This is a genomic window from Marmoricola sp. URHB0036 (assembly GCF_000426045.1).
In the GTDB taxonomy this organism is placed as follows: domain Bacteria; phylum Actinomycetota; class Actinomycetes; order Propionibacteriales; family Nocardioidaceae; genus Marmoricola.
Genome location: NZ_AUEP01000009.1, coordinates 1 through 23,535, shown reverse-complemented (window position 1 = coordinate 23,535; position 23,535 = coordinate 1). Strand labels below are relative to the sequence as shown.

Genomic DNA, 23,535 nt, shown 5'->3' with positions numbered 1-23,535 from the left:
GTGCTCGTCATGAGGTGCGCCGTGCGCCTCGGGCTCGTTCGGCTGGTCGAGACGGCCCCGCCGCCGGCAGCCCTAGCATGGTCAGATGGCCGAGGTCCAAGGTTCCGACAAGGCGCGGAACAGGGCGCTCTGGGCGGTGGTGAACGAGCGGTTCACCGACGCGGCAGCCGAGGACATGTGGTCCCGGCCGGATCCGGTCTGGGGGATCTTCGCGGTCCCCGAACCGGACATCGGAGTCCTGGGCCGGGTCCATGGTCTTGACGTCGTGGAGCTGGCGTGCGGCACTGCCTACTTCTCGGCGTGGTTGGCCCGCGCCGGTGCCAACCCGGTGGCCGTGGACTTCTCGCACGAACAGCTGATGACGGCACGCAGGATGCAGACCCAGGTCGGGCCGACCTTTCCGTTGATCCAGGGGGACGGGGAGCAGGTTCCGCTTGCCAGCGGTCGCTACGACCTGGTGGTGAGCGAGCACGGAGCCGCCGCGTGGTGCGATCCAGAGCGATGGCTACCCGAAGCCGCACGGATGCTGCGGCCCGGGGGACGTCTGGTCTTTCTGACCAACAGTCACCTGTCCGCGCTGTGCGTCCCTGCCGACGAGGGCCTCGCCGGTGACCGGCTGCTGCGCGGCCAGCGCGAGGCCTACCGGGTGAGCTGGTCCGGCGGTGGGGTGGAGTTCCATCCCTCGCACGGGGACTGGGTGCGGTTGCTTCGCACGGCCGGCTTCGAGGTCGTGGCCATGCACGAGCTCTATGCGCCAGCGGACAGCAACGACCACTCCTTCTACGAGATCGTGTCGAAGGACTGGGCCAGCCGCTGGCCAGCCGAGGAGCTCTGGGTGGCTGAGCGTTCGTGACGACGCGACACCTGCCCGGTTGAGGCGTCTGGCTCAGCTGCCGGTGAGTCCCTGCGCCGGCAGCGACACCCAGCCACGCACGAACGCCGACTCATGACGTACGCCGGCCGCCGGATCGACCGTGACGTGGGGGTGTGCGGCGAACAGCTCCTCGACGGCCACCCTGGCCTGCAACCGGGCGAGGTGGTTGCCGATGCAGAAGTGCGGACCGCTGCTGAAGGCCAGGTGTCGGCCCACCTCGCGGCGTACGTCGAGCCGGTCGGCCGTCTCGCCGTACTCCCGCGGGTCCCGGTTGGCCGAGCCGTAGAGCATCAGCACCTTCTCCCCGGACGGGATCTCGACACCGCCGACCTCGACGTCCGACAGCGTCGTCCGCGCGAGGGCCTGCACCGACGACTCGTAGCGCAGGCACTCGACCAGGGCGCCCGGGAGCAGGTCGGGCTCGGCCAGGATCAACTCTCGCTGGTTCATCTGCTCGCCGGTGAGCAGCACGGTGTGCGAGATCAGTCCGGCAGTGGTGTCGGCGCCCCCGGCGACGACGACGAAGCAGAAGCCGAGGATGTCCCAGTCGTCCAGCGTCTCGCCGTCGATCTCGGCCGTGACCAGGCGACCGAGCAGGTCGTCGCCCGGGTCGGCACGGGCGGCGGCGATGGCGGCGGTGAAGTACTCGAACATCTCCCCGATCACCTGCACCCCGGCCGTTGCGTCGGAGTTCGTGTCGGCGTCGCCGACGAGCGCGTTGGCGTCGAAGCCGCCGTTCTGCAGCCTCGTGAGCGTCTGCACCCAGGGACCAAACCGCTCGCGGTCCGACACCGGGAGGCCGAACAGCTCGGCCAGCACCCACGTCGGTAGGGCGGCGGAGTACTCCGCGTGCAGGTCCACCACCTCCCCGTCCGAGGCACGCTGAGTCATCTCGTCGATCCGGCTCCGCACGAACGCCCGGATGCCGTCCTCGAGCCGCGTCACGTGCCTAGGCGTGAAGGCCCGGCCGATCAGCGCACGCAACCGCGTCTGCACCGGCGGGTCGAGCATCACGATCGTCGGCGGCAGCCCGAGCTGGCCGATCTCGTCGCGGAAGAAGGTCAGTCCCGAGGCGGAGGAGAAGACCTCGGGGCGCCGTACGGCGTCCCACACGTGCTCGAAACGGGACAGTGCCCAGAAGGCAGGAGCACGATGGTCAGCCGGGTGGTGGTGCACCGGGTCGTGGTCGCGCAGCTCCGCGTAGCCGGGATAGGGGTCGGCGACGAAGGCGGGGTCCAGCGGATCGAACATCGAAGGCGACATGGGCTCACTTAACAAGGTCCGTTATTAACAGTGCACGTTAGTCTGCGTTGTCATGGCCCGTGATGCAACCGTCACCCGCGCCCGGTTGCTGCGCGCGGGTGAGCAACGGTTCGCCCGGCACGGCGTGACCGGGGCGCGGATGAGCGACGTGGTGCGCGACGCGGGACAGGCCAACGACTCGGCGGTCGGCTACCACTTCGGGTCGCGGCAGGGCCTGCTCGACGCCATCGTGGCCAAGCACGTGGCAGCGATGGACGCGCGCCGGGTGCTGCCCGCGAGGGACGAGGGCCTGCGCGCACTGGTCGACGCCATCGTCGCCCCCACTGCTGCCTTGCTGAGTGAGGAGGACGGCCGCGACTTCCTGCGGATCACCGAGCAGCTCGCCGACTGGTCCGGTGTCGGCTCCGGGCACCAGGCGGCGCCCATCCGCGGCACCGTCATCGGCACCCAGCTCGAGGCCCTGACGAGGAGACTGGGGGAGCGGGTCGGCATGCCGCTGGCCCGCGAGCGCGTTGCGCTGATGGTCACGTTCCTGACCGGTGCCCTGGCTGCGCGGGCACGCTCGGTCGAGTCGGGCGAGCGTCAGCGGATGGCGCACGACCGCTACGTCGACCACCTCGTCGACGTGCTCGCCGGTGCCCTCACGGCGCGGTCGAGCCGAGCCACAGGCGCATGATCGGCCGCTCCGGCGAACGACGCTCCACTTCGGTGAACCCCGCGCGCTCGAAAGTGGACGCATAGCCCGTGCTGGTCGCGCTCGGCGAGAGCTCGCCGTCGAGCGGGTAGGCCTCGACCGCGGGCGCTCCAGCCTTGCGAGCGGCGGCGACCGCGGCGTCGATCAGTGCCTCGGTCACGCCGCTGCGACGGTGGCTGCGCCGGACGTAGAAGCAGCTGATCGACCACACCGGGATCTGGTCCACGGGCTTGAGGCGCCACGGTCGGTCGAGGGCAGGCACGTCGGCGCGTGGGGTGATCTGGCACCACCCGACTGCTTCGGCGCCCTCCATCGCGAGCAGTCCCGGCGAGCTCCCGTGCTCCACGATCCGATGAAGGTCTGCCCGGTTCTCGTCGGCCGGCCGGCGGCGGTAGTCGGATCCGATCCGCCAGTACATGCACCAGCACCGTGCGCCCGCGCCACTCTCCGAGAGCAGCGCCTCGAACGCCGGCCAGCTCTCCGCCGTCAGCGGCTCGACCACCCAGGGAGCGGACGGCATCAGCCCAGCCAGTCGCCGAGCCGGTCGAGCCCGGCGGTGATCTCGTCGGTGCTCCCGGCGAAGGAGAGCCGGACGAACTCATTGCCCCGGCGGGTGTCGAAGTCGATCCCGGGCGCGGTGGCGACGCCGGTCTCGTCGAGCAGGTGCAGGCACCAGGCGTGGGAGTCGTCGGTGAGGTGGCCGATGTCGGCGTACACGTAGAACGCACCGTCCGCAGGGGCCAGCCGGTCGATGCCGAGGCGGGGGAGACCGTCGAGCAGCAGCGCGCGGTTGGTGGCGTAGCGCTCGACGTGACCGTCGAGCTCGGCGTACGACTCCGGGGTGAAGGCGGCGATGGCGGCGTACTGGCTGAGCACCGGTGGGCAGATGGTGAAGTTGCCGGTCAACACATCGACCGGTCGGCGGAGGTCCTCCGGCACCAGCATCCAGCCGAGCCGCCAGCCGGTCATCGAGAAGTACTTCGAGAACGACCCGAACACCACCCCCGTCCGGGAGGTCTCCCAGGCGCTGGAGGTCTCCACGCCGTAGCTGATCCCGTGGTAGATCTCGTCGCTGACCAGCCGGACCAGGTTGTCCTCGCACCACCGGGCGATCGACGCCAGCTCCTCGGGCGGCACCATCGTCCCGGTGGGGTTGGCCGGCGAGGCGAGCACCAGGCCGTGCACCATCCCCTCGATCTGCGAGAGCTGCTCGACGGTCGGCTGGAAGCGCGTCTCCGGACCGCAGTCGATCTCGACGACCTCGCAGCCCAGGGCGGTGAGCACGTTGCGGTAGCAGGCATAGCCGGGTCGGGCCATCACCACGCGGTCGCCGGCCTCGAAGGCGGCGAGGAAGGCGAGGAGGAACCCGCCCGACGAGCCCGTCGTGATCACCACGTCGTCGAGGGAGACGTCGATGCCCGACGTACGACGGTGGTGGGCGGCCACCGACTCGCGCAGCCCGGGCACGCCGGTCGCGACGGTGTAGCCGAGCACCTCCTCGTCGAGCAGCCGCTTGGCCTCGGCCCGGACCGCCTTCGGCGCACCGGTCGAGGGCTGCCCGGCGACGAAGTTCACCAGATCGCCGTGCGAGAGCTGTCGCCGCTGCGCGGCCGCCAGCAGGTCCATCACGTGGAAGGGAGGCACGTTGGCCCGCTGCGCCACCTGCATCCGGTCGTTCATCCCAGCAGGCTAGGCGCTGCTCGGAAAAGATTTCCGGGCCGGGTGTCGAGAATGGGCACCCGGCTCCGTCCCAGGGGTGATGGTGCCGAGAATGGCTCCACGAACCCAAGGAGACGACGATGGCGAAGTACCTGCTTCTCAAGCACTACCGCGGTGGCCCGGAGTTCGCGGGCCTCGACTTCTGCGAGACCCCGATGGACCAGTGGAAGCCGGAGGAGGTGTCCGACCACATCGCGTTCATGGGTGACGTCGCCCGGCAGCTGCGCGAGCGTGGCGAGTTCGTCGACGCCCAGGCGGTCTCGCCCGAGGGCACCTTCGTCCGCTTCGACGGCGAGGGCAAGCCTCCGGTCACCGACGGGCCGTTCGCCGAGACCAAGGACCTGATCGCCGGCTGGATGGTCATCGACGTGGAGTCGGTCGAGCGCGCGCACGAGGCTGCCGCCCTGCTGTCCTCGGCGCCCGGCCCCGGTGGTGTGCCGATCAAGGAGTGGATCGAGGTCCGGCCGTTCCTCGAGAACCCTCCGAACATGTCCGAGTGACGATGGACCAGCTGGTCCGGGAGCTCGTCCCGCAGGTGCTCGGCATCCTCGTCCGTCGCGGAGCAGATTTCGCGGCGGCCGAGGACGCCGTGCAGGAGGCGCTCACCGAGGCCGTACGCCGCTGGCCCGACGACCCGCCCGACGACCCCAAGGCGTGGTTGGTGACGGTGTCGTGGCGCAAGTTCATCGACGCCGGGCGATCCGAGTCGGCTCGTCGTACGCGTGAGGAACGCACCCTCGAGGAGCCGGCGCCCGGACCGGCCGAGGAGCAGGACGACACCCTGTTGCTGCTGTTCCTCTCCTGCCACCCGTCGCTCTCGCCGCACGCGGCGGTGGCGCTGACGCTCCGCGCGGTCGGGGGTCTCACCACCCGCCAGATCGCCGAGGCCTACCTGGTGCCCGAGTCGACGATGGCGCAGCGGATCAGCCGGGCCAAGCGCACGATCGCCCAGGAGGGGGTGGGTACGCCGGGGGACCTGCGTCGGGTGCTGACCGTGCTCTACCTGATCTTCAACGAGGGCTACTCCGGCGACGTCGACCTGGCCGCCGAGGCCATCCGACTGACCCGCGCCATGACCCGCGCCAGCGACGAGCCCGAGGTGGCCGGCCTGCTGGCGCTGATGCTGCTGCACCACGCCCGGCGGGACGCGAGGTGGGCCGGCGACGGTGGGCTGGTGCCGCTCGCCGAGCAGGACCGCTCTCGCTGGGACACCGCCTTGATCTCCGAAGGTGTCGCCATCCTGCAGTCGGCGCTGGCCCGCGACCGGCTGGGCGAGTACCAGGCCCAGGCCGCGATCGCGGCGCTGCACTGCGACGCGGCGTCGGCCGACGAGACCGACTGGCCCCAGATCCTCGAGTGGTACGACGAGCTGGCGGTCCTGACCGACTCCCCGGTGGTGGCCCTCAACCGGGTCGTCGCCCTGGCCGAGGTCGACGGTCCGCTGATCGGCCTCCAGGAGCTGAAGAGCGTGCCGGACGCGATCCCGCGCCGCACCGCCGTCGCCGCCTGGCTGCACGAGCGCGCCGGCGACCTCGACCAGGCGGCCGACCTCTACGCCGAGGCAGCAGCCGCCGCCAGCAACGTCGCCGAGCGCACCCACCTCACCCGGCAGTCGGCGCGACTGCACTCGCGCTAGGCCGTGCCCCGCGCCAGGCCGATGAGCCGGTCGAGCACCCGGCCACCGTCGCTGCGCAGCCCGTTGTGGAGGTAGTCGTCGGTCAGCCACCGGCGCGTCCCCGGCAACAGGTCGGCTGTCTCCTCGGAGAAGCGACGGTCCACGAACGGGTCGTCGGCGTAGATCGCCGCAGCGCACGGGACGTCGACCTGGCTGAGCACGTCGGCGTCGTACAGCTGGGGCCAGGGGTGGTCGGCCAGGATCGAGGCCACCTCGCGGTAGGGCCGCAGGTCGGCGCAGTCCTCGAAGTGCCACGGGAACAGGTGCTCGCCGGTGAGCAGCAGCGAGTCGCCCTTGAAGTCCTCGGGCTGGACCCGCTCGGAGGACCAGCCGGTGACCACGCCGTCGGCATAGCTCGACTCGTGGATCACGGCGTACAGCGGGTTGCGGGCGTTGAACGGCACCATGGCGGAGAAGTCGTGGGCGAAGGCGGGGGAGCGTGGGTCGCGCTCGAGCATGTAGTGGACCGCCTCCGCGCCGCCGTCCATGCCGAGCTGGTTGCCGATCGTGCGCATCGAGCGCCTGGTGACCGGCGAGCCGTCGCGGCCGAGGACCTCGCCGGCGTCGCACAGCTCGAGGATGCGCTGCAGCCGTTCGCTGTCCATCGGGAACTGCCGGTGGTAGCGAGCGTTGAGCATCCGCATCGTCTCGAACGTCGTCGAGTAGATGTCGTCCACCGGTCGCCCGACGGGCGGGAGACCACCGGTGAAGTACGCCGCGTCGAGGCTGTCGGGGAAGGCACTGAGGTAGTGCAGCGAGCAGAACCCGCCGAAGGACTGGCCGAGCACGCTCCACCGGTCGACGCCGAGGTGCTCGCGGAAGGCCTCGGCGTCCCGCACGATCGCGTCGGCCCGGAAGTGCGTCAGCCTCTCGGCGTCCGCGGCGGGATCGGTCCCCGGGGCGCCGTACGGCGTGGAGCGGCCGGTGCCGCGCTGGTCGAGCATCAGCACGCGGTAGTCGCGCAGGGCACGTGCCAGCCAGGCCGGCGAGGAGGGTCGGCCGACCGGTCGGGACGCCTCCTGCCCGGGACCGCCCTGGAGGAACACCAGGAACGGACGGTCACGACCGTCGGGAGCGGCGACCTCGCGGGCGAAGACCTCGATGGTCTCGCCGTCGCTGCTCTCGTGGTCGAGGGGCAGGGACAGCAGGTGGTCGGTCAGCACCGACCCCGAGATGGAGTACGAGAGGGTCACCCGGCGAGGCTAGCGCCGACCGGTGACTCGTCGTCATGCGATGCGGCGTGCGCGCCCTCGACGTCGCCGTGGGTGACCGTCAGGTAGGCCACGAGGGCTGCGAACAGCAGCAGCCCCAGCCCCGTGACGGTGCCGTCGCCCCAACCGAGGCCGCCCGACGAGGGTGGCTTGCCGAGCCAGTCGGCGACCGAGGCTCCGAGCGGCCGGGTCAGCACGTACGACGCCCAGAAGGCGATCGTGGCGTTCAACCCGAGCCGCCACAGGCCCAGCGGCACCAGGATGAGTACGCCGAACAGCACGATCGACAGGCCGAACCCGAGGCCGAGGTTGATCGCGGTGGTGTCGCCGAGCGCCGTACCCAGCCCGAAGGTGAGCAGCACCGTCCCCCAGTAGAACCGCTCGCGACGGGCGGTGACGATCGAGTGCACCGACAACGTGCCCTCGCTCCGCTTCCACCAGGTCAGCAACCCGCACAGCAGCACGAAGTAGATCGCCGAGTCGACGTAGTACGGCGTGCCCAGCGCGACGTGCGGCCCGTCCGCGATCATCGTGCCGAACAGCGCGACGCTCAGCACCGTCACCCAGTAACGGACCGGGTGGTACGTCGCGGACCGCAGCTGCAGCCACAGTGCGACGAAGAAGCCCCCGATCCCGACCAGCGCCGCCAGCGGGATGCTGACCGTCCCCAGGAAGTCGGCACCGGACTCGCCGATACCGGTGGTGAGCAGCTTGACCACCCAGAACAGGAGGAAGACCTCGGGGACCTTGGGGGCGCGAAAGACACGTGTGGGCACGAGTCGGGACACTAGGAGCGCCGACCTGACCGAAGCCTGACTACGTCGCCGACAAGGTGGTCTCGACTGATCGCTCGCTGGCGCTCGCTGCTCGACCGGCTCTTGGGTCGCGGTACGGCGGACTCCGGCCTTCCCACACAAGGTGGTCGAGCAGTGAGCGGAGCGAACGGATAGTCGAGACCACTCGCCGTACGCCGGACTCCGTGGTCTCGACTGATCGCTCGCTGCTCGACCAGCTTCGAGTCGATGTCAGACGGTGTGGCTGGCTGGGGTGGCGAGGTGGAAGGCCGGCTTCGAGAGGGCGGGTACAGCGAGCACCCGTGGCGTCCGACCGATCGAGGCGGTCGCCTCGCGCAGCGCCTCCTCGACGCTGGCCGTGGTGCGCGCACCCATGGCTCGTGCGAGATCTGGGCGCTTGGCGCCGGCGACGTACACCGCGCTCGAGTGGTCGCGGGCGATGCCGCCGACGTAGATCATCGAGAAGGCGTGGAACGGGTGGTAGCCGTAGTGGTGCCGGTAGCGGTCGACCCAGACCGGGTCGGTCGCCAGCAGCTCCTGGTGCTGCACCATGTCGGCCGGGTGCTGACACGACTGGAGCAGCTCGAAGGCCGCTTCGTACGGCGGGAAGTCGGTCGCGTTGAAGTCGCCGTCGCAGATGGCGGCCGCGATCACGATCGGCCGCTTCACCAGGGCTCGTTTCGCACGCACCAGCGACGACCCGATCGCCTGCATCATCAGGATCGGGTTGGAGCCCATGCCGGGGCCGTAGTGGAAGTTGCGGGGTACGCCGATGAGCAGCACGTCGGCCGGTTCGCCGTCGAGCTCGAGGTCGGTACGCCGGCCTGCCAGCGGCCAGGTCGCCTGCTCGACGTCGGCGATGCGACCGGCCCGCACCCCGAGCTGTCGTGACTGCGAGTCGAGCACCGCGTCGACGCTGAAGAACGGCTGCGGCATCCGCGCCTCCATCGCCTGCCCGATGGAGGTGAGCTGGTCGCGGAACCGGCTGCGCGCGGAGACCGGCACGAAGTCGTCGCGGTAGAGCGACCGTGGCGCGTGGTGGGACGCGATGGAGCGCCACGAGGTGAGCCCGGTGGCCGGCATCTTGTAGCCGCCGCTGAAGCCGCCGTAGGGATTGCCCGCCGCGTGACCGACCAGCACGGTCAGGTCGGACTCGACGACGGCGCTGTTCACCTGCATCGGGTCGCCGAGCTCCGAGAGCCCCAGGTCGGCCATGCCGTCGGGGTCCTCGGCGTCGTGGTTGACGAGGTTGTCGGCCGGCACCCGGTCGAGCACCTCGCGACCGAGGTAGTCCTCGAACTCGTGGCGGTGGTTCTTGCGGTGCAGGCCGATCGCGCAGACCAGCCGCGTGTCCTGAGGTCGTACGCCGGCAGCGGCGAGCTGGTCGAGCAGCAGCGGCAGCACCACCTTGCGATGGGCGGTGTCGTGGGCGCCGCCCTTCACGCGGTCGGGGAAGGCGATCGTCACCGTGTCGCCCGGGCCGATGAGGTCGCCGATCGGACCGCTGCCGAGCGGGTCGGCCAGCGCCTCCCGGGTCGCGGCCACCGGGTCGGCTAGCGGAGGCGGCTCGTGGTCGGCGTGATCGGGTGAGATCACCGTCGTGTCGTCGGGTACGTCGACCTCGACCAGTCCGTCGCCGTACTCGATGGCGAGTCGCATGCAGGTCCTCTCGCGGGTGGCCCTATTGTGTACCGACCTAGTTGTATATCAGGGAGCTCTCGGGTGACGGTCACGGTACGACGCGTGCTGCTGCCGCTGTGCGGCATCGCGCTCGCCATCGGCGGGTGGTGGCTGGCCAGCTCGCTGGACGACCGTACGCCGCCACCCAGCCGCGTCTTCCACGTGCTGGTCGACGGCCTGGGCAGCAGCGACGGGCTGCTGCTCGACACCCGGCTGAGCGTCCTGCGCGTGCTGATCGGGGTCGCGATCGGCTGCACCGCCGCCGTGCCCGTCGGCTTCGCGCTGGCGTGGTTCTCGGTGGTCCGCGACATGTTCAACCCGCTGGTCAGCTTCTTCCGCGCCCTGCCGCCGCTGGCCCTGATCCCGCTGGTGATCATCGAGCTCGGCATCGGCGAGACCGCCCGACTCTCGCTGCTCGTCTACGCAGCGTTCTTCTCGGCCGTGATCGTGATCTACGAGAGCGTGGCGGCGATCGACGACCTCTACGTCCGCGCGGCTCGCGCACTCGGTGCCAGCGAGCTCGAGCTGTTCCGCCGGGTCGTCGTACCCCTCACGGTGCCGCAGATCTTCGTCGCCGTCCGAGTCGCCCTCGGCGTCTGCTGGGCCACCCTCGTGGCGGCCGAGTTCGTCGCGGCACAGCGGGGCCTGGGCGCGATGATGGCCAAAGCCCAGAGCTTCTTCCGGATGGACGACGTCTGGGCCGGCATCCTGCTGATCGGGATCTCCGCCGTGATCATGGACCGGCTCGTGCAGCTGTTGATGGCGCGGGCCGTGCGCTGGCAGGAACGGGTCGTGCGATGACAGACCCGACCGTGGAGCGGATCAGCTTCACCGACGTACGCCTCGGCTTCGGTCGTGGACGCCACCGGCTCGAGGTGCTCGACGGCGTCGACTTCGGCGTACGTTCCGGGGAGTTCGTCAGCGTGCTCGGCCCCAGCGGCTGCGGCAAGTCCACGCTCCTCAACCTCGCCGCCGGCTTCCTGAAGCCCGACTCCGGCCTGGTCGAGGTCGACGGCGCCAAGGTCACCGGCCCCGACCCACGGCGAGGCGTGGTCTTCCAGCAGTACGCGATCTTCCCGTGGCTCACGGTGGAGAAGAACATCGCCTTCGGACTCACCCTGAAGGGCAACCGACGGCCGAAGGCGGAGATCCGCGAGGCTGTGGCTCGTTACGTCGACCTGATGGGGCTCAACGGGTTCGAGAAGGCGCTGCCCAAGACGCTGTCGGGTGGCATGCGCCAGCGGGTCGCCCTCGCCCGTGCCTACGCGACCGAGCCAGACGTGATGCTGCTCGACGAGCCGTTCGCCGCCCTCGACGCGCAGACCCGCGAGTTCATGCAGGAGCTGCTGCACGGGACGAGCCAGCGCGACCAGCGCGCCTCGATGCTGATCACGCACTCCATCGAGGAGGCGATCTTCCTCTCGCGACGGATCGTCGTACTCACCAACCGGCCGACGCACGTCCACGAGGTCATCGACGTCGACGTCGAGTGGCCGCGTACGCCGGAGTCCCGGACCGCGCCCGCCTTCATCGAGCTGCGCCGGCACCTCGAACAGGTCATGCGCTCGATGACCACCCTCCCCACAGTGAACCGATGAGAGAAGGAACCACGATGAGGTCTCGACTGAACACTCGCTGGCGCTCGTTGCTCGACCAACGAAAGGGGAGAGTTCTCGGGACGGTCCTGCTGACCGTGCTCGCCCTGGCGATGGCCGCCTGCGGCGCCCTCGACGAAGGCGACGGCGACAGCAAGGGCGTGGCCAAGGCCAAGGAAGGCGCGAAGGTCGTCAAGGTCGGCTACCTGCACACCATCGCGGTCGACGACAAGCTGTGGCTCGGCCAGGCCGAGGGTCAGTGGGCCGACGCCGGGCTGGACATCAAGACCACCCAGTTCGACACCGGCATCGACCTCAGCCAGGCGCTGGCCGGCGGCAGCATCGACGTCGCCATCATGGGCGGCGTCACCTCGAACTTCCCGGCCCAGGGCCAGGGCAAGATCTTCATGCTCAACTCGCGCGAGACCGCGACCGCGCGGCTGTTCGTGCAGAAGGACAGCGGCATCTCCTCGGTCGCCGACCTCAAGGGCAAGAAGGTCATCACCACCGAGGGCACCACCGCCGACATCTACCTGCACCGCGCGCTGCAGAAGGCCGGACTCGACCGCAAGCAGGTCACCGTCGTCAACGCCAAGATGCCCGACGCCGTGAACGCCTTCATCGGCGGTCAGGTGCCGGCGGTGGCGCTGTGGGTGCCCTTCGACCTGCGCGTCAACGAGGCCGGCAAGGGCGCCAAGGAGATCGACAACGCCGGCAACTACCCCGACGCCGGTGTCGGTGACGGCTGGATCGCCAACAACGCGTGGTACGACGCCAACAAGCCGACGATCAAGAAGATCATCGGCGCCTGGCTGAAGATCAACGACGCCTACCGCAAGGACCCCGAGGGCTCGCTGCAGAAGGTGCACGACGTGGCCTACAAGGACGACGCCAAGCTCTCCGACCTGCAGCACCAGGTGAAGTACCAGCAGGACTACTCCAACGCCGACTGGTTGAAGGCCTACGAGGACGGCGACGTCCTGAAGTGGGTGGGCGACGCGGAGAAGGCGTACGTCGAGCTGGGCGGTGTCCCGAAGTACGTCGACCCCAAGGAGTTCTTCGACACCAGCCTGTTCATCGAGGCGGCGAAGGGTTCGTGACCGAAGCGGCAGGAGCACGGACCCGGACCGTCGGCGTCGTCGGGCTGGGCGCGATGGGGCTGCCCATCGCCAACGCGCTGACGACCCGTCGGCCGGTCCTGGTGTACGACGCCGTGCCGGCGGCCAGCTCGCGCGCAGCCGCGGTCGGCCTGCCGGTCGCCGGCTCGCTGACCGAGCTTGCCCAGTCGTGCAACACCGTGCTCCTGTCGCTCCCCTCGGCGGCTGCGGTCGAGGAGGTGGTCGCCGAGATCGCCCCCAACGCGCCGGGGCTGCTCATCCTCGACACCAGCACGATCGGACCCGAGGACTCCCGACGCATCGGTGCCCTCGCGCTGGCCGACGGCTCGACGTACCTCGACACCCCGATCCTCGGCCGCCCGGACATGGTGGGCTCCTGGACGATCCCGGTCGGTGGTCCGGTCGCGGCTCACGCAGCCGTGGCCGACGTACTCGCCCCGATCGCGCAGCGCGTCGTACACGTCGGCGACCTGGGTGCCGCCGCCACCCTCAAGGTGGCCAACAACCTGATGTTCAGCGTGATCAACGCCGTCACGGCCGAGGCCCTGCTGCTCGCCCAGGCGGCGGGCCTCGACCCCGGCGTCTTCGTGGACACCGTGATGGACTCCGGCGCCGCGACCGTCAGCGGCCTGTTCCGCTCGATCGCCCCCCGCGCCGTGGACGGCGAGTTCGCCCCGACGTTCTCCATCGAGCTGGTCCGGAAGGACAACGACCTCGCCGTCCAGCTCGCCACCTCGCTCGGTCTCGAGCTCGCCGTCGGCTCGGCCGCCCGTGACCTCCACGACCGCGCCGTCCTGGCCGGCCACGGCGCGGAGGACTCGGTCGCCGTACTGCGCCTGCTCGAGGAGGAGTACGGCCAGGAGGCGCGCCGACATTGATGCCCGGCCGGTGAGTAGATTCGAACAATGGCCAAGAAGAAGTGGTCCGACCTGACGGAGAGCCAGCAGCGCGCCGTCTACGTCGGCGGTGCGATCGAGACAGTGATGACCCTCGCAGCCCTCCGAGATCTCGCGAGACGCCCGTCCGACCAGGTCCGCGGCTCCAAGATCGGCTGGGCACTGTCGTTCGTCGTACAACCCTTCGGCCCGATGACGTACTTCGCCTTCGGCCGCCGCTAGCTGCCAGGCAGCTCGTCGAGGTTGAAGTCCCCGGACCCCCAGATGATCTGGATGGTCAGGGCCACCGCCGCGATCAGGATGAGGAGCCCGAGGACGACGAGCGAGGCCTTCTGACTACGTGTCATGCGCACCCCGCTCTCCTCGGTTCCTCGTACCCCTCCCGCTCGGGGCCGACACCTGATTGCGGATGGTGGTCCAGGTCCTACCTGGCCGAACGGTTTCTCAGTGGACGGCCACGGGCGTCGGGACGTCGCTGTGCTCAGCTCGGGTCATGGCCAGGCTGATGCCGGTGACGAAGAGCCAGAGTCCGAAGACCATCAACGGCGCCACGAAGGCCGAGATCAGCATCAAGGCGGCCAGGCCCAGACCGACGTAGCCGAGCCATCGTGGCGCGGTGCCTCGACGTAGGCCCAGGACCGCCGCCGTGGCTGCGAACGCTGCCGCTGGGACCGACACGAAGATCACCAGGATGCTGGCCGAAGCGGCCATCAGGTAGCGGTAGGCCGACGGATCGGGGTCCGGGGAGTGCTCGAAGACGCGACCGATCGGGATGGCCGCGAAGAGACCGGCGCCGACCACCACCATCGAGGCGACCAAGGTGCCAAGCGCCCCGAGGGTGCGCGTGAGGGTGTCGTCGCCGCCACCGAGGCGGGCGCGCAACACCTGGGCGTACACCAGGAGCAGGCAGCCGGCGACGACCTCGGCGAGAGCGTGGATGATCCAGCTGCCGTCGCCGTGGTGCGCGAGCCAGTCTGCGATCACCCTGTCCGAGCTGTGGGTTGCGACGTTGGTCTCGAACAGGCCTGCGAGCAGCAGGACGGCCGAGAGTGGCGCGAGCAGTGTGGCCTTGTTCATGGTTCCTCCAGTGTTCGAGACCCCGATGTCGGGTTTTCGAAACCATGACAAGCGTGAGCCCCGGTTCGCGCCCATCCTGGGATGGAACTGTCCCTCGGTGTGGACCCATCGGGTCCACCTCCAGGTTGATGCCAACCGGGCGCGGTCCGGTCTACGGTGCGGGAGTGTCCCGGCTCTCAGCAGGTCGTCTGGTGGACGTGCTTCTCGTCCTGCTGGTCTGCATGCAACTGGCCGAGCTCGTGCTCACTCGAGCCGACGACCTCAGCGTCGCGATCGTCGTGCTCGTGGTCGCGGCCACCGGCGTACTGCTGCTGCGGAGGCGTGCGCCGGTAGCCGCAGCTCTGCTCAGCCTGGGTGGCTTCGCCGCGCTGCTGCAGCTGATGCCGTCGACTCCCGCCAGCACGTTCCTGGCGCTCCTTGTCTCCGTGGGCCTGCTCGGATCGCTTCCCGGCGTGGCCCGACTCGTCGGTCTGATCGGCGCCTGGGCGGTCGCCCTCGAGGGTGCCTGGGTCGACCCGTACGGCGGGGGTGCTGGTGACTTCGCGCTCTCAGCCGCGATCATGACCGGCGCATGGACCTGTGGGTTCCTGGTGGCGCGCGGTGTCCGAGCGACAACAGCTGCGGCAGCACAGGTGGCGGCGGCCGAGCAGGCGCGGCACGAGGCAGCGGCTGAGGCGGTGCGCGACGAGCGCGCACGGATGACCCGGGAGCTGCACGACGTGCTGGCGCACGCACTGACCGTGCTGGTGGTCCAGAGCGTCGCGGCTCAGGAGGACCTGGCTCATGGAGTCGTCGACTCGCGTCTCGCGGCGCGCCTCCGCGCGTCGGAAGAGCTGGCCCGTGAGTCGCTTCACGAGCTGCGTGCGCTGCTCGGCATTCTCGGCACCACGACTGATGCAGCCCCGCCCGCACGGGGCTTCGACGGTGTGCGCCTGATGGTCGAACGTCTCTCGCAAGCAGGCATGGCGGTCGAGCTCGACATCCAGGGGACGCCGACCCAGCTGAGCGCTGGCCTCGAGCTCGCGGTACACCGGGTCGTCCAGGAGGCCGTCACGAACGCACTGCGTCACGGCTCTGGTGACCGGGCGCGCGTCGTCATCACGTCTGGACCCGATGCCGTGGAGATCGTGGTCGAGAACCCGCTCGGCGATCCGAGGACGGACGTCGCGGGCGCAGGCCGGGGGCTGGCCGGGCTGCGTGAGCGCGTGCACCTCCATCACGGCACGCTCGTGACAAGCAGCGAGGGTGAGCAGTACCGGATGCGGTGCGTCCTTCCCCTGCCAAAGGATGATTGGGAGCACCCGGCGGGCCAACGCCCGGGTCGGCAGTCGGAGTCAATGTCGGGGTCGGAGTCGGAGTCGGAGTCGGAGTCGCCCGAGGTCAGCGCATGATCCGGGTGCTCCTCGTCGACGACCAGGCCCTGCTGCGTGACGGCTTCCGTTCGATCCTGGACCGCGAAGAAGACATCGACGTCGTCGCGGAAGCCGGAGACGGGGCCGAGGCTCTCGACGCGGCTGCGCGGACCTCGCCTGACGTCGTACTGATGGACATCCGGATGCCGCGCATGGACGGCCTGACAGCGACCAGGCGCCTCCTCGACACCCCTCGCCCGCCACGGATCCTGGTGCTCACCACCTACGACACCGACCAGCACCTCTACGAAGCCTTGCGGGCTGGAGCGTCTGGATTCCTTCTCAAGGACGTGCGCGCAGCCCAGCTCTTGTCCGCCGTACGCACGGTTGCCGCCGGCGAGGAGCTCTACGCACCCACGGTGCTCAGGCGCATCGTTGCGTCGTACGTCGAGACCCAGCGGCCCCGGCCTCCGTCGCCCCACAACCAGCTAGCCGTCCTGTCCCAGCGCGAACGAGAAGTGAGCCTGTTGATCGCTCGGGGGATGAGCAACGCAGAGATCGCCAGCCATCTGGTGCTCAGTGAGGCAACCGTGAAGACGCACGTGAACCGGATCCTCGCCAAGCTGGAAGTGCGCGATCGCGTCCAGGTCGTCGTGCTCGCCTACGAATCCGGTTTGGTCACGCCTGCTGGCTGATAGTCGCGACCACGTCGCTCGCACGAGCACCCTGCGCGCCGGTGTTCGCACCCGGACCGGCGGTCTCGTCGTACGGACGAAACCGCAGGTCGGAAGCCCCTTTCTGTCAGCCGGTCGACCAGCTGCACCCGGTGGTCGAGTTCACTCAACGGCTCGTCTCCCGGCTCGACTCATTGGGCTGCACGACGCTGATGTCGTGACGCCGGAGCAGAAGCGCGACGTGCTGGTCTCGCTCACGCAGGGAGCAGCGCAACTGGCGATGTTGCGAGTGGTCTGGGGTACGCCAAAGGCGGCGGCGTGGCCTGAGCATTCGCGGCGGAAAGACGCGGGTCCTCGAGCATTCGGATCGCGGCATGAGCGGTCGTCCCGGAGGAGGCGCTGGGTCCGCTGCTCCGCATGCTCTACGGGAGTCCGTGGTTTGCAGCGCTTCGAACCTGGGCGCTGACCTAACGGAATTCTCGAGCAATCATCGTGATGTAAAGCTCCCTTCAGGACCGTGCTCGGTAGTGGAGCAACAGGCAGCCGCCGGAACGCTGGGCATCCAGCAGCTCGAAGTGGTGCAAGGCGGCGTCCTCGGCGAAAAGGCGCGTGCCGTGCCCGGCCAGGTTCGGAGCGACTACGAGGCGCAGCTCGTCCACGAGGTCTTCGGCAAGGAGGCTACGTGCCAGGGTCAGGCTGCCGTGGATGCCGATGTCACCGCCGGATGTTCGCCTGAGGTCGGAGACGAAGTCCGGTACCGCCGCCTCCAAGTGCACGGTGTTCGCCCAGGCAACCGTCGGCGGGGTCGCGGAGAAGAGGTACTTCTGGGTCGAGTTGATGAAGTCGGCGAAGGGCTGCATGGTTGAGGTGGGCCAATGCGGCGCCCACTTCTCGTAGGTACGCCGGCCGAGCAGCACCGCATCCTGGGTGGCGATTGTCTCGCCAAGGAAGTCGATGAGCCGCTCGTCCGCATCGCCGAACCAGTCCCCCTCACCGGGGTCGTCCGCGCAGCCGTCGAGCGACATCAGCTCGTAGAGCACCACGTTGCGGGTCATCACGCGACCAGCTCTCGCGCGTAGCGGGAGCCCACGACCGACCCGTCGAAGACCCGCGCCTCGACGAGCGTCAGCTGTGCTCGAGCCTGACGTGGCGCGAAGAACGGGCGTCCCGCGCCGAGGAGCACGGGGTGCACGAAGAGCTGGTACTCGTCGACGAGCCCGGCGGCCTCGAGCGCCGCGACGGTCCGAGAGCCACCGAAGACATAGGTGTCGCCCTCGGCCGCGCCGGCGAGCTCGCGGATATGCCCGGGGTCGGCGACGACAGTGCTGTTCCACTCGGCGTCGGTGAGCATGCGGGAGAGGACGGCCTTGGGCATCGGCCGCCAGATCCTGGCGTACGCCGACTGGTTCGGTGTGCTGTCCGGCAACGTGTCCGCGATCGGCCAGAAGCCGGCCATCATCTCGAACACGGTGCGGCCGTAGACGAACAGTCCCGCGGAGCGCAGCGTGGTCACGAAGTGGGTGTGCAGATCGTCGCCGATCCATGGCCAGTCGAACTCACCGTCGGGGCCGGAGCTGTAGCCGTCGAGCGAGGACTGCATCCACACGATGATCTTGTTAGTCGTCATGATTCTTCTCCTTTGTGTAGGGGTGGGTCAGACGGCGACGGGAACGTCGACCAGGTCGAGGCCGATGTTCGGTCGAGGGGCGGGGCGCGCTTCACGACGGGCCAGTGCGATGGCGGGGAGCATCGTGGCGGCGACGACGAGGAAGGCGGCGCTGAACCCGGTGGCGGTCACCAGGGCACCGACAGCCAGGGCGCCGGCTCCCATGCCGAGGTCGTAGGCGCCGTTCCAGATCGCGCTGACGGTGCCGTACTCGTGCTCGCTGACACGCGCGTACATCAGGGTGAGGGTGGCGTTCTGCAGCAGCCCGAACCCGGTCCCGAAGACTGCGGCGCCGGCGGCGACCAGACATCCCGAGCCCGTCGCAGCCATCGCGACCATGCCGACCACCGACAAGGAGACGCCGGGCACGAGCAGCCGCGTCTGGCCGCGGCGGTCACCGAGGCGTCCGGCAACCCAGCGCGCCAGGGTCGAGGTCGTGGGCTGCAGCAGCAGCGCGGCGGGGGCCACCCAGGCGGCGTGGCTGCCGACGGCCAGCGGCACGAAAGTGACCACGACACCGGCAGCCGACGCCGAGGCAGCGAAGACGACAGCGGGTCGGACCAGCGCCGCACGCCGCAGCCCGTGCAGCACGCCGAGTGACCCTTCGGAGGCGGCATCGCGCGCGGGCAGTCCGGGCACGGTCATGATCGCGACGAGCGGCACGAGCGCGGTGAGGGCGAACACCACGCCGTAGCCCCAGTGCGCGGAGGCCCAGGTACCCAGCGGGAGGGCCAACAGGGCGGGCACACCGCCGACCAGGCCGACCAGCGCCAGGCCTTCGCCGCGGCGCTCGGCCGGGATCAACGCCGCCGTCAACGCGCCACCGGCCACGACCGAGACCGCGAAGCCCACCCCCCGCACGGCGTTGACCGCGACCACGACGGCGACCGTGGCCCCGGCCGGGGTCAGCAGGACGAGCACCGGCGTGCCGAGCAGGATCAGGCCGGCAGCCAGGGCCCAGCGGTAGCCGAAGAGAGTGACCAGGCGCGGGGTGACCAGCTCGGTCGAGACCGTGGCGAAGAGCAGGGCCGCATTCGCCATCCCGGCGGCGGTCCCGGTCCCGACCGAGTCGGCGTACAGGGGGACCGCGGCCAGCGGCAGGTAGAAACCGACGGCGCCGGCGACGACGCTGACCAGTCGGAGGAGCAGCGGGCGGGTGATCAAGGGGCTCATGACAGGAACGCTAGGCGCGATGTGGGCCTCTGCTAAGGTCCACTTTCGTGGCTGTCGAATGGTCCACTTCTGCTCCGGACCTGTTGGTGTCCCTCGACCGGGCGGCTCCCACCTCGCTGCGCACCCAGCTCGAGGGACGGCTGCGCGACGCCGTCCGCACCGGACGCCTGGCGCCCGGCGAGCGACTGCCGAGCAGCCGAGCGCTCGCGCAGCACCTGGCCATCTCACGCGGCCTGGTCCAGGAGTGCTTCGAACAACTGGTCGCCGAGGGCTACCTGGTCTCCCGCGCCGGATCCGGCACCCGGGTCGCCGACCTCGCTGCAGAACAGGCCCCCAGCCGACCGCCATCGCCAAACTCCAGGCAGTCTTCTGCCGCGGCCCCGACGCCCCCGACGCCCGCCGAGACATCGGCGCTGGTGGCTGACTTCCAGTCCGGGGTCCCCGACCTCGGGCTCGCCCCCCGCGAAGACTGGGCTTGGGCGATGCGGGAGGCGTGCCGGACCGCGCCGAACACCGCCTTCGACTACGGCGACCCGCGTGGTGACCCGCACCTGCGCGACGTGCTTGCGGCCTACCTCCGCAGGGTGCGGGCGGCCGATGCGCACTCGTCCCAGATCCTCGTCTGCGCCGGCTTCCAGCAAGGCCTCGCGCTCGTGCTCCGCAGCTTGGCCCTCCAGGGCCGTACCCGGATCGCGGTCGAGGACCCGGGCTCGATCGGGACCATCACCGCGCTCGCCCATACGGCCGGCGGCGACTGCGTGCCCGTGGGTGTCGACGACGACGGCCTCGACGTCGCGGCCCTCGAGGCCAGCGGCGCACAGGTCGTGGTCGTGACGCCGGCCCACCAGTGGCCCACCGGTGTGGTGCTCTCCGCCGACCGGCGCCACGAGCTGGTCGCCTGGGCACGCGCGCGCGACGGGATGATCATCGAGGACGACTACGACGCCGAGTTCCGCTACGACCGCGAGCCGGTCGGCTCCCTGCAAGGGCTCGCCCCGGAGCGGGTCGTCTCCCTGGGTACGGTGAGCAAGTCGCTCGCCCCCACCCTCCGGCTCGGCTGGGCGGTGCTGCCGACCCGGCTGATCGAGCCGGTGGGCGCGGCCAAGCAGACCGCCGACCGCGGGGCCCCCGGACTCGACCAGCTCGCCCTCGCCGGGCTGCTCGAGTCCGGACGCTACGACCGGCACCTGCGCCGCATGCGCGCGGTGTACTCCCGGCGCCGGGACACCCTGGTCGCAGCCCTGGCAGAGCACGCGCCACAGGTGGCGCTCACCGGACTGGCCGCCGGGTTCCACGCGATCGTCCACCTGCCTGCTGGAGCCGACGAGGACATCGTCGTGACCCGGGCGCGCCGGGTCGGCGTCGGTCTCTACGGCATCAGCGCCTACCGTTCGGCGCCGCAGCCGGGACGGCCGCAGCTCGTCCTCGGCTTCGGCAACACCGCCGACCGCGCCATCGAGGAAGGCATCAGGATCGTGGCTCCCGTGCTGCGGTGACCCGCACGACGGGACGCGCGCGCACAGCGGCATCGTTCTCTTGGCCGCCACCGCGCGCGCCTCGGCTCGCTGGGTATGCATCACGCCCGGCGCGGGTACTGGCCGGCTTCCTTGACCAGCCGGTCGCCGACCTCGATCTGCTTCCACAGGCCACGGTCGACCCGGATCTTCTGCTCGTTCCCGTCGTCATGCTTGATCGTCACGCGCCGGTACACGCGAGTTAGCGCGGTGGATTCCAGATAGCCGGTCACCGAGGGCGAGGAGCCAATGGCGGAGTTGGCCTCTGGGTCAGGGGTTCTTCCAGTTGGACGTGGACGAGCCGGTCTTCTTGCACTTCCACTTCTTGCCCTGGGCGTCCCAGCCGAACTTGCCTCGCTTGGCCTTCGGACAGAACTGACCGCCCTTGATGCACTTGCCGCTGGAGGTCTTCGTGCACGCGTGCTTCGCCGCGATCACGCTGTGGCTGGAGTCCACGGATCGAACCGGGGCTGCCGTGGCGGCTGACGGAGCGAGGAGGCCGGCGGCGATGAGCGCGAACGCGGCCAGGATGGTGCGGAAGTACATGTGAGTTCCCCGAGACTGTGAGTGCCACGTCAGAGTGATCGCGGCGCCACAACCATCGGCTACCGAGGCACTCCGGGGAGGCGTTTCGCGAAAATTGAGGGTATTTGTCTGCACTCCACCGCTTGGTGATCACTCGGTGCGGAGCTCGCCCAAACCCACCAGGTAGTTCAGCGCCGAGGCACGAGAAGGGCTCACTCGCAGGCGGTTCCGTCGCCGTCCCTGTCCAGTCGCGGGGTCTCGTAGCCTGGGTCGCCGCGATGCAGCGGCGACTTCCCCGCGGCGCGGACCGCGTCGCAGTTGGCGTAGTAGACCTCCCCGGCAGAACCACGGCCCGGTTCTTGTCCGCTGCCGTTCGGTGACCCTGTGTTCTGGGCGGGCTGCTCGCTGTCCTGCTCTCCGGGGCCCGGGTCGGTGAGGTGCTGGTCGACGCGGGTTGGTGCGTGCGTCGGGTCCGGCGTGGCCTGCTGGCCGGGGCAGGTGGACAGGACTCGGGCGATCGCGTCGTGCTCGGCAGGGGTGACTGAGAGGGCGTACTTGGCTTTCACGGTGACCTGCCGGGCGACGTAGGCGCACCGGTAGCTCTTGTTGGGCGGCAGCCAGGTGGCGGCGTCTCCGTCGCGCTTGGACCGGTTCGCGCCAGCGTCGACCGGCAGCAGGTTCAGAGGGTCGTTGGCGATCGCCGCACGCTGGTTGATGTCCCACTTCCATGCCCCGGAGACCCATGCATTGCCGAGCGCCACCACATGGTCGATGTCGATGGAGTAGGTGTCGCCGCGGACATAGGAGATTGTGGTCGCGGTGTAGGGGTCATCCAGGATCCCCGAGGCGACGACACAACCGTTCGTCCCGGAGCGCAGCGCGATCTGGCGCAGGTAGCGACGCAGCAGGTCAGAACGGGTGTCGCATCCGTTGCGATCTGCGTCCAGCCATGCCTGGCCGAACCGGTCCCGGTCATAACCGGTCATCGGCGCCCGGCCACGAACCCTCAGGGCCGCGAGCAACCCAACCGCTGTCCCTCGTCCCGGGTGAGCCGGCGGGGGGCTTGCTTGGTGGTGCGGCGTCGGCTTCTTAGGTGGCTGAGATGCCTTAGCTGATGTCGCGTGACCACCGGTGCCCGGTGCGGTGGAGGACCCGGTCCCGGGCTCGGCCGGAGACGCGGCGACGTTCGGGCCGGTGCTCACACAGCCCACCAATGCCAGCGTTGCGGCCACGACCAGCATTGCGAAGCGTCCGGTGGGATACGGGCGACCCGAAGCGCGGGCACCGTGAGGGCAGGCGGTTGCCGCGGTACGGCCCGAGATCGGTGTCACGGCCGACACCTTGCCTGACCGGACCCAAAGGCGCAGCGCTATTGCGGAATCCGGTGCCTGGTCGTAGCACAAGGCGAGCGTCGATAATCCCCGTCCGCCTGCGAGTGCCTGGGCTGAGTGCCGAGCACGACGCGGCAAGTGAGTGCGTTCCTCCGCGGCCCAGTGCACTCAGCAGCGTGACCACTCATGGGCGGACCACTAGCCCATCCGATAGGCGACGAAAGGACGCGCCTTCTACCGCTGCGGCCCGGTCCGTCGACCCGAGTGGAGCTCGCGCAGGAACGCTGCGTTACTGAGACGGCACCTCAACGGTAGGCGGACTTAACTCCAGCGGCCAGGGCGGCGACTTCGATCTGAACGGCGGACACGACGGGGTCAGCCTCCTCGCGGGAGACAGACCTCAACGAGGACAGGGCGGCGGAATGGATGCCGGCGGCGGCTGCCTCGATCCGTTCGCAGTCCGCGCGGTCCTCCTCGCGCAGCGATCCGGAACGGGCACTCACACAGAGAACCGCGTCGGCTCTACTGGCCGCCGTCCTTAGCTGGGTTGCCAGCGCAGGCAGGTCACCTACCGCGACATCGGAGCGACGTGCGACGGCGACCGAGTGCTCCGCCGAGCAGACTGCACGCCACATCCGGTGGCGGCGATTCTGGACTGCCCACCAGCCAGGCGCGCCAACAGTGGAAAGCGCCACCGAGCCCCG

At 69.8% G+C, this 23,535-nt stretch carries 27 protein-coding genes; 12 read left to right on the top strand and 15 right to left on the bottom strand.

The genetic code is table 11. From position 1 onward, the window contains the following. Positions 1 to 85 precede the first annotated feature (85 nt). The gene (locus H976_RS0110980) at positions 86 to 853 is read left to right on the top strand and encodes a class I SAM-dependent methyltransferase (protein ID WP_027861586.1); all 768 of its coding nucleotides are present in this window, start codon (positions 86 to 88) and stop codon (positions 851 to 853) included. Between the two features lie 33 nt (positions 854 to 886). Here the strand turns inward: H976_RS0110980 and H976_RS0110975 are convergent, their stop codons facing one another. Further along, entirely contained in the window at positions 887 to 2,137 is a 1,251-nt protein-coding gene (locus tag H976_RS0110975; RefSeq protein ID WP_027861585.1) for a cytochrome P450, read from the bottom strand. A 52-nt stretch (positions 2,138 to 2,189) separates the two neighbouring features. Here H976_RS0110975 and H976_RS25760 point away from each other — a divergent pair, with 52 nt between their 5' ends. Next, positions 2,190 to 2,813 (top strand): TetR/AcrR family transcriptional regulator, encoded by a 624-nt coding sequence (locus H976_RS25760; protein ID WP_051276695.1) that lies wholly within the window; start codon positions 2,190 to 2,192, stop codon positions 2,811 to 2,813. Here the strand turns inward: H976_RS25760 and H976_RS0110965 are convergent. Together H976_RS0110965 and H976_RS0110960 are read right to left on the bottom strand one after the other, a co-directional pair. Next, the gene (locus tag H976_RS0110965; protein WP_036225934.1) at positions 2,779 to 3,351 is read right to left on the bottom strand and encodes a GNAT family N-acetyltransferase; all 573 of its coding nucleotides are present in this window, start codon (positions 3,349 to 3,351) and stop codon (positions 2,779 to 2,781) included. The genes H976_RS25760 and H976_RS0110965 overlap by 35 nt on opposite strands. After that, positions 3,351 to 4,511 carry a pyridoxal phosphate-dependent aminotransferase gene (locus H976_RS0110960; protein WP_027861583.1) on the bottom strand — a complete coding sequence of 387 codons (1,161 nt, stop codon included), beginning with the start codon at positions 4,509 to 4,511 and terminating at the stop codon, positions 3,351 to 3,353. The genes H976_RS0110965 and H976_RS0110960 overlap by 1 nt, the downstream gene beginning before the upstream one ends. Positions 4,512 to 4,630: 119 nt before the next feature. On the opposite strand from H976_RS0110960, the gene H976_RS0110955 reads away from it, so the two are divergent. After that, complete coding sequence (locus H976_RS0110955; RefSeq protein WP_027861582.1) at positions 4,631 to 5,050, top strand: YciI family protein; 420 nt, start codon at positions 4,631 to 4,633, stop codon at positions 5,048 to 5,050. Positions 5,051 to 5,052: 2 nt separating this feature from the next. After that, positions 5,053 to 6,186: an RNA polymerase sigma factor gene (locus tag H976_RS0110950; protein WP_027861581.1), complete on the top strand. Its 1,134-nt coding sequence runs from the start codon at positions 5,053 to 5,055 to the stop codon at positions 6,184 to 6,186. Here the strand turns inward: H976_RS0110950 and H976_RS0110945 are convergent. The 3 genes from H976_RS0110945 to H976_RS0110935 form a co-directional block, all read right to left on the bottom strand. Continuing rightward, positions 6,183 to 7,418 (bottom strand): alpha/beta fold hydrolase, encoded by a 1,236-nt coding sequence (locus tag H976_RS0110945; RefSeq protein WP_027861580.1) that lies wholly within the window; start codon positions 7,416 to 7,418, stop codon positions 6,183 to 6,185. The genes H976_RS0110950 and H976_RS0110945 overlap by 4 nt on opposite strands. Further along, a complete protein-coding gene (locus H976_RS25755) occupies positions 7,415 to 8,212 on the bottom strand; it encodes a hypothetical protein (RefSeq protein WP_196804039.1) in 798 nt (265 codons plus the stop codon). Before H976_RS25755 ends, H976_RS0110945 begins: the two co-directional genes overlap by 4 nt. Before the next feature lie 249 nt (positions 8,213 to 8,461). After that, positions 8,462 to 9,889, bottom strand: a complete 1,428-nt coding sequence (locus H976_RS0110935) for a lactate racemase domain-containing protein (protein WP_027861579.1) — start codon at positions 9,887 to 9,889, stop codon at positions 8,462 to 8,464. Between the two features lie 63 nt (positions 9,890 to 9,952). On the opposite strand from H976_RS0110935, the gene H976_RS0110930 reads away from it, so the two are divergent. From H976_RS0110930 to H976_RS0110910, 5 genes are read left to right on the top strand one after another with little or no spacing between them, the layout of a single operon-like run. After that, positions 9,953 to 10,711, top strand: coding sequence for an ABC transporter permease (locus H976_RS0110930; RefSeq protein ID WP_051276691.1), 759 nt, complete (start codon positions 9,953 to 9,955; stop codon positions 10,709 to 10,711). Beyond that, positions 10,708 to 11,508 carry an ABC transporter ATP-binding protein gene (locus tag H976_RS25750; RefSeq protein WP_036225931.1) on the top strand — a complete coding sequence of 267 codons (801 nt, stop codon included), beginning with the start codon at positions 10,708 to 10,710 and terminating at the stop codon, positions 11,506 to 11,508. Before H976_RS0110930 ends, H976_RS25750 begins: the two co-directional genes overlap by 4 nt. Before the next feature lie 14 nt (positions 11,509 to 11,522). Continuing rightward, positions 11,523 to 12,605, top strand: coding sequence for an ABC transporter substrate-binding protein (locus H976_RS0110920; protein WP_196804038.1), 1,083 nt, complete (start codon positions 11,523 to 11,525; stop codon positions 12,603 to 12,605). Next, a complete protein-coding gene (locus H976_RS0110915) occupies positions 12,602 to 13,501 on the top strand; it encodes an NAD(P)-dependent oxidoreductase (protein ID WP_027861576.1) in 900 nt (299 codons plus the stop codon). Before H976_RS0110920 ends, H976_RS0110915 begins: the two co-directional genes overlap by 4 nt. Before the next feature lie 27 nt (positions 13,502 to 13,528). Then, positions 13,529 to 13,741: a PLD nuclease N-terminal domain-containing protein gene (locus H976_RS0110910; protein WP_027861575.1), complete on the top strand. Its 213-nt coding sequence runs from the start codon at positions 13,529 to 13,531 to the stop codon at positions 13,739 to 13,741. On the opposite strand, the gene H976_RS30900 is transcribed toward H976_RS0110910, so the two are convergent. After that, a complete protein-coding gene (locus H976_RS30900) occupies positions 13,738 to 13,866 on the bottom strand; it encodes a hypothetical protein (protein WP_255337302.1) in 129 nt (42 codons plus the stop codon). The genes H976_RS0110910 and H976_RS30900 overlap by 4 nt on opposite strands. A 97-nt stretch (positions 13,867 to 13,963) precedes the next feature. Continuing rightward, the gene (locus tag H976_RS0110900; RefSeq protein ID WP_027861574.1) at positions 13,964 to 14,596 is read right to left on the bottom strand and encodes a hypothetical protein; all 633 of its coding nucleotides are present in this window, start codon (positions 14,594 to 14,596) and stop codon (positions 13,964 to 13,966) included. Between the two features lie 164 nt (positions 14,597 to 14,760). Between H976_RS0110900 and H976_RS0110895 the strand changes: the two genes are divergently transcribed. Together H976_RS0110895 and H976_RS0110890 are read left to right on the top strand one after the other, a co-directional pair. Beyond that, on the top strand, positions 14,761 to 15,987 hold the full coding sequence (locus H976_RS0110895) for a sensor histidine kinase (protein WP_196804037.1): 1,227 nt from the start codon (positions 14,761 to 14,763) through the stop codon (positions 15,985 to 15,987). Beyond that, a complete protein-coding gene (locus tag H976_RS0110890) occupies positions 15,984 to 16,643 on the top strand; it encodes a response regulator transcription factor (RefSeq protein ID WP_027861572.1) in 660 nt (219 codons plus the stop codon). The genes H976_RS0110895 and H976_RS0110890 overlap by 4 nt, the downstream gene beginning before the upstream one ends. A 488-nt stretch (positions 16,644 to 17,131) precedes the next feature. On the opposite strand, the gene H976_RS0110885 is transcribed toward H976_RS0110890, so the two are convergent. The 3 genes from H976_RS0110885 to H976_RS25740 are packed head-to-tail and all read right to left on the bottom strand — an operon-like array spanning position 17,132 to position 19,461. Further along, entirely contained in the window at positions 17,132 to 17,677 is a 546-nt protein-coding gene (locus H976_RS0110885) for a dihydrofolate reductase family protein (RefSeq protein WP_027861571.1), read from the bottom strand. After that, positions 17,677 to 18,249, bottom strand: coding sequence for a dihydrofolate reductase family protein (locus H976_RS25745; RefSeq protein WP_036225928.1), 573 nt, complete (start codon positions 18,247 to 18,249; stop codon positions 17,677 to 17,679). Before H976_RS25745 ends, H976_RS0110885 begins: the two co-directional genes overlap by 1 nt. 27 nt (positions 18,250 to 18,276) lie before the next feature. Further along, positions 18,277 to 19,461, bottom strand: a complete 1,185-nt coding sequence (locus H976_RS25740; protein ID WP_051276686.1) for an MFS transporter — start codon at positions 19,459 to 19,461, stop codon at positions 18,277 to 18,279. A gap of 47 nt (positions 19,462 to 19,508) precedes the next feature. On the opposite strand from H976_RS25740, the gene H976_RS0110870 reads away from it, so the two are divergent. Beyond that, positions 19,509 to 20,957 carry a PLP-dependent aminotransferase family protein gene (locus tag H976_RS0110870; protein WP_027861570.1) on the top strand — a complete coding sequence of 483 codons (1,449 nt, stop codon included), beginning with the start codon at positions 19,509 to 19,511 and terminating at the stop codon, positions 20,955 to 20,957. 80 nt (positions 20,958 to 21,037) lie between these two features. Here the strand turns inward: H976_RS0110870 and H976_RS30895 are convergent, their stop codons facing one another. The 4 genes from H976_RS30895 to H976_RS30630 form a co-directional block, all read right to left on the bottom strand. Beyond that, positions 21,038 to 21,160: a hypothetical protein gene (locus H976_RS30895; RefSeq protein WP_255337300.1), complete on the bottom strand. Its 123-nt coding sequence runs from the start codon at positions 21,158 to 21,160 to the stop codon at positions 21,038 to 21,040. Positions 21,161 to 21,245: 85 nt separating this feature from the next. Next, positions 21,246 to 21,521, bottom strand: a complete 276-nt coding sequence (locus H976_RS0110860; protein ID WP_027861568.1) for a hypothetical protein — start codon at positions 21,519 to 21,521, stop codon at positions 21,246 to 21,248. A 191-nt stretch (positions 21,522 to 21,712) separates the two neighbouring features. Continuing rightward, entirely contained in the window at positions 21,713 to 22,522 is an 810-nt protein-coding gene (locus H976_RS30995; protein WP_051276684.1) for a DUF1524 domain-containing protein, read from the bottom strand. Between the two features lie 614 nt (positions 22,523 to 23,136). Next, positions 23,137 to 23,535: hypothetical protein (locus H976_RS30630; protein WP_231388870.1), on the bottom strand; the 399-nt coding region annotated here is incomplete at its 5' end.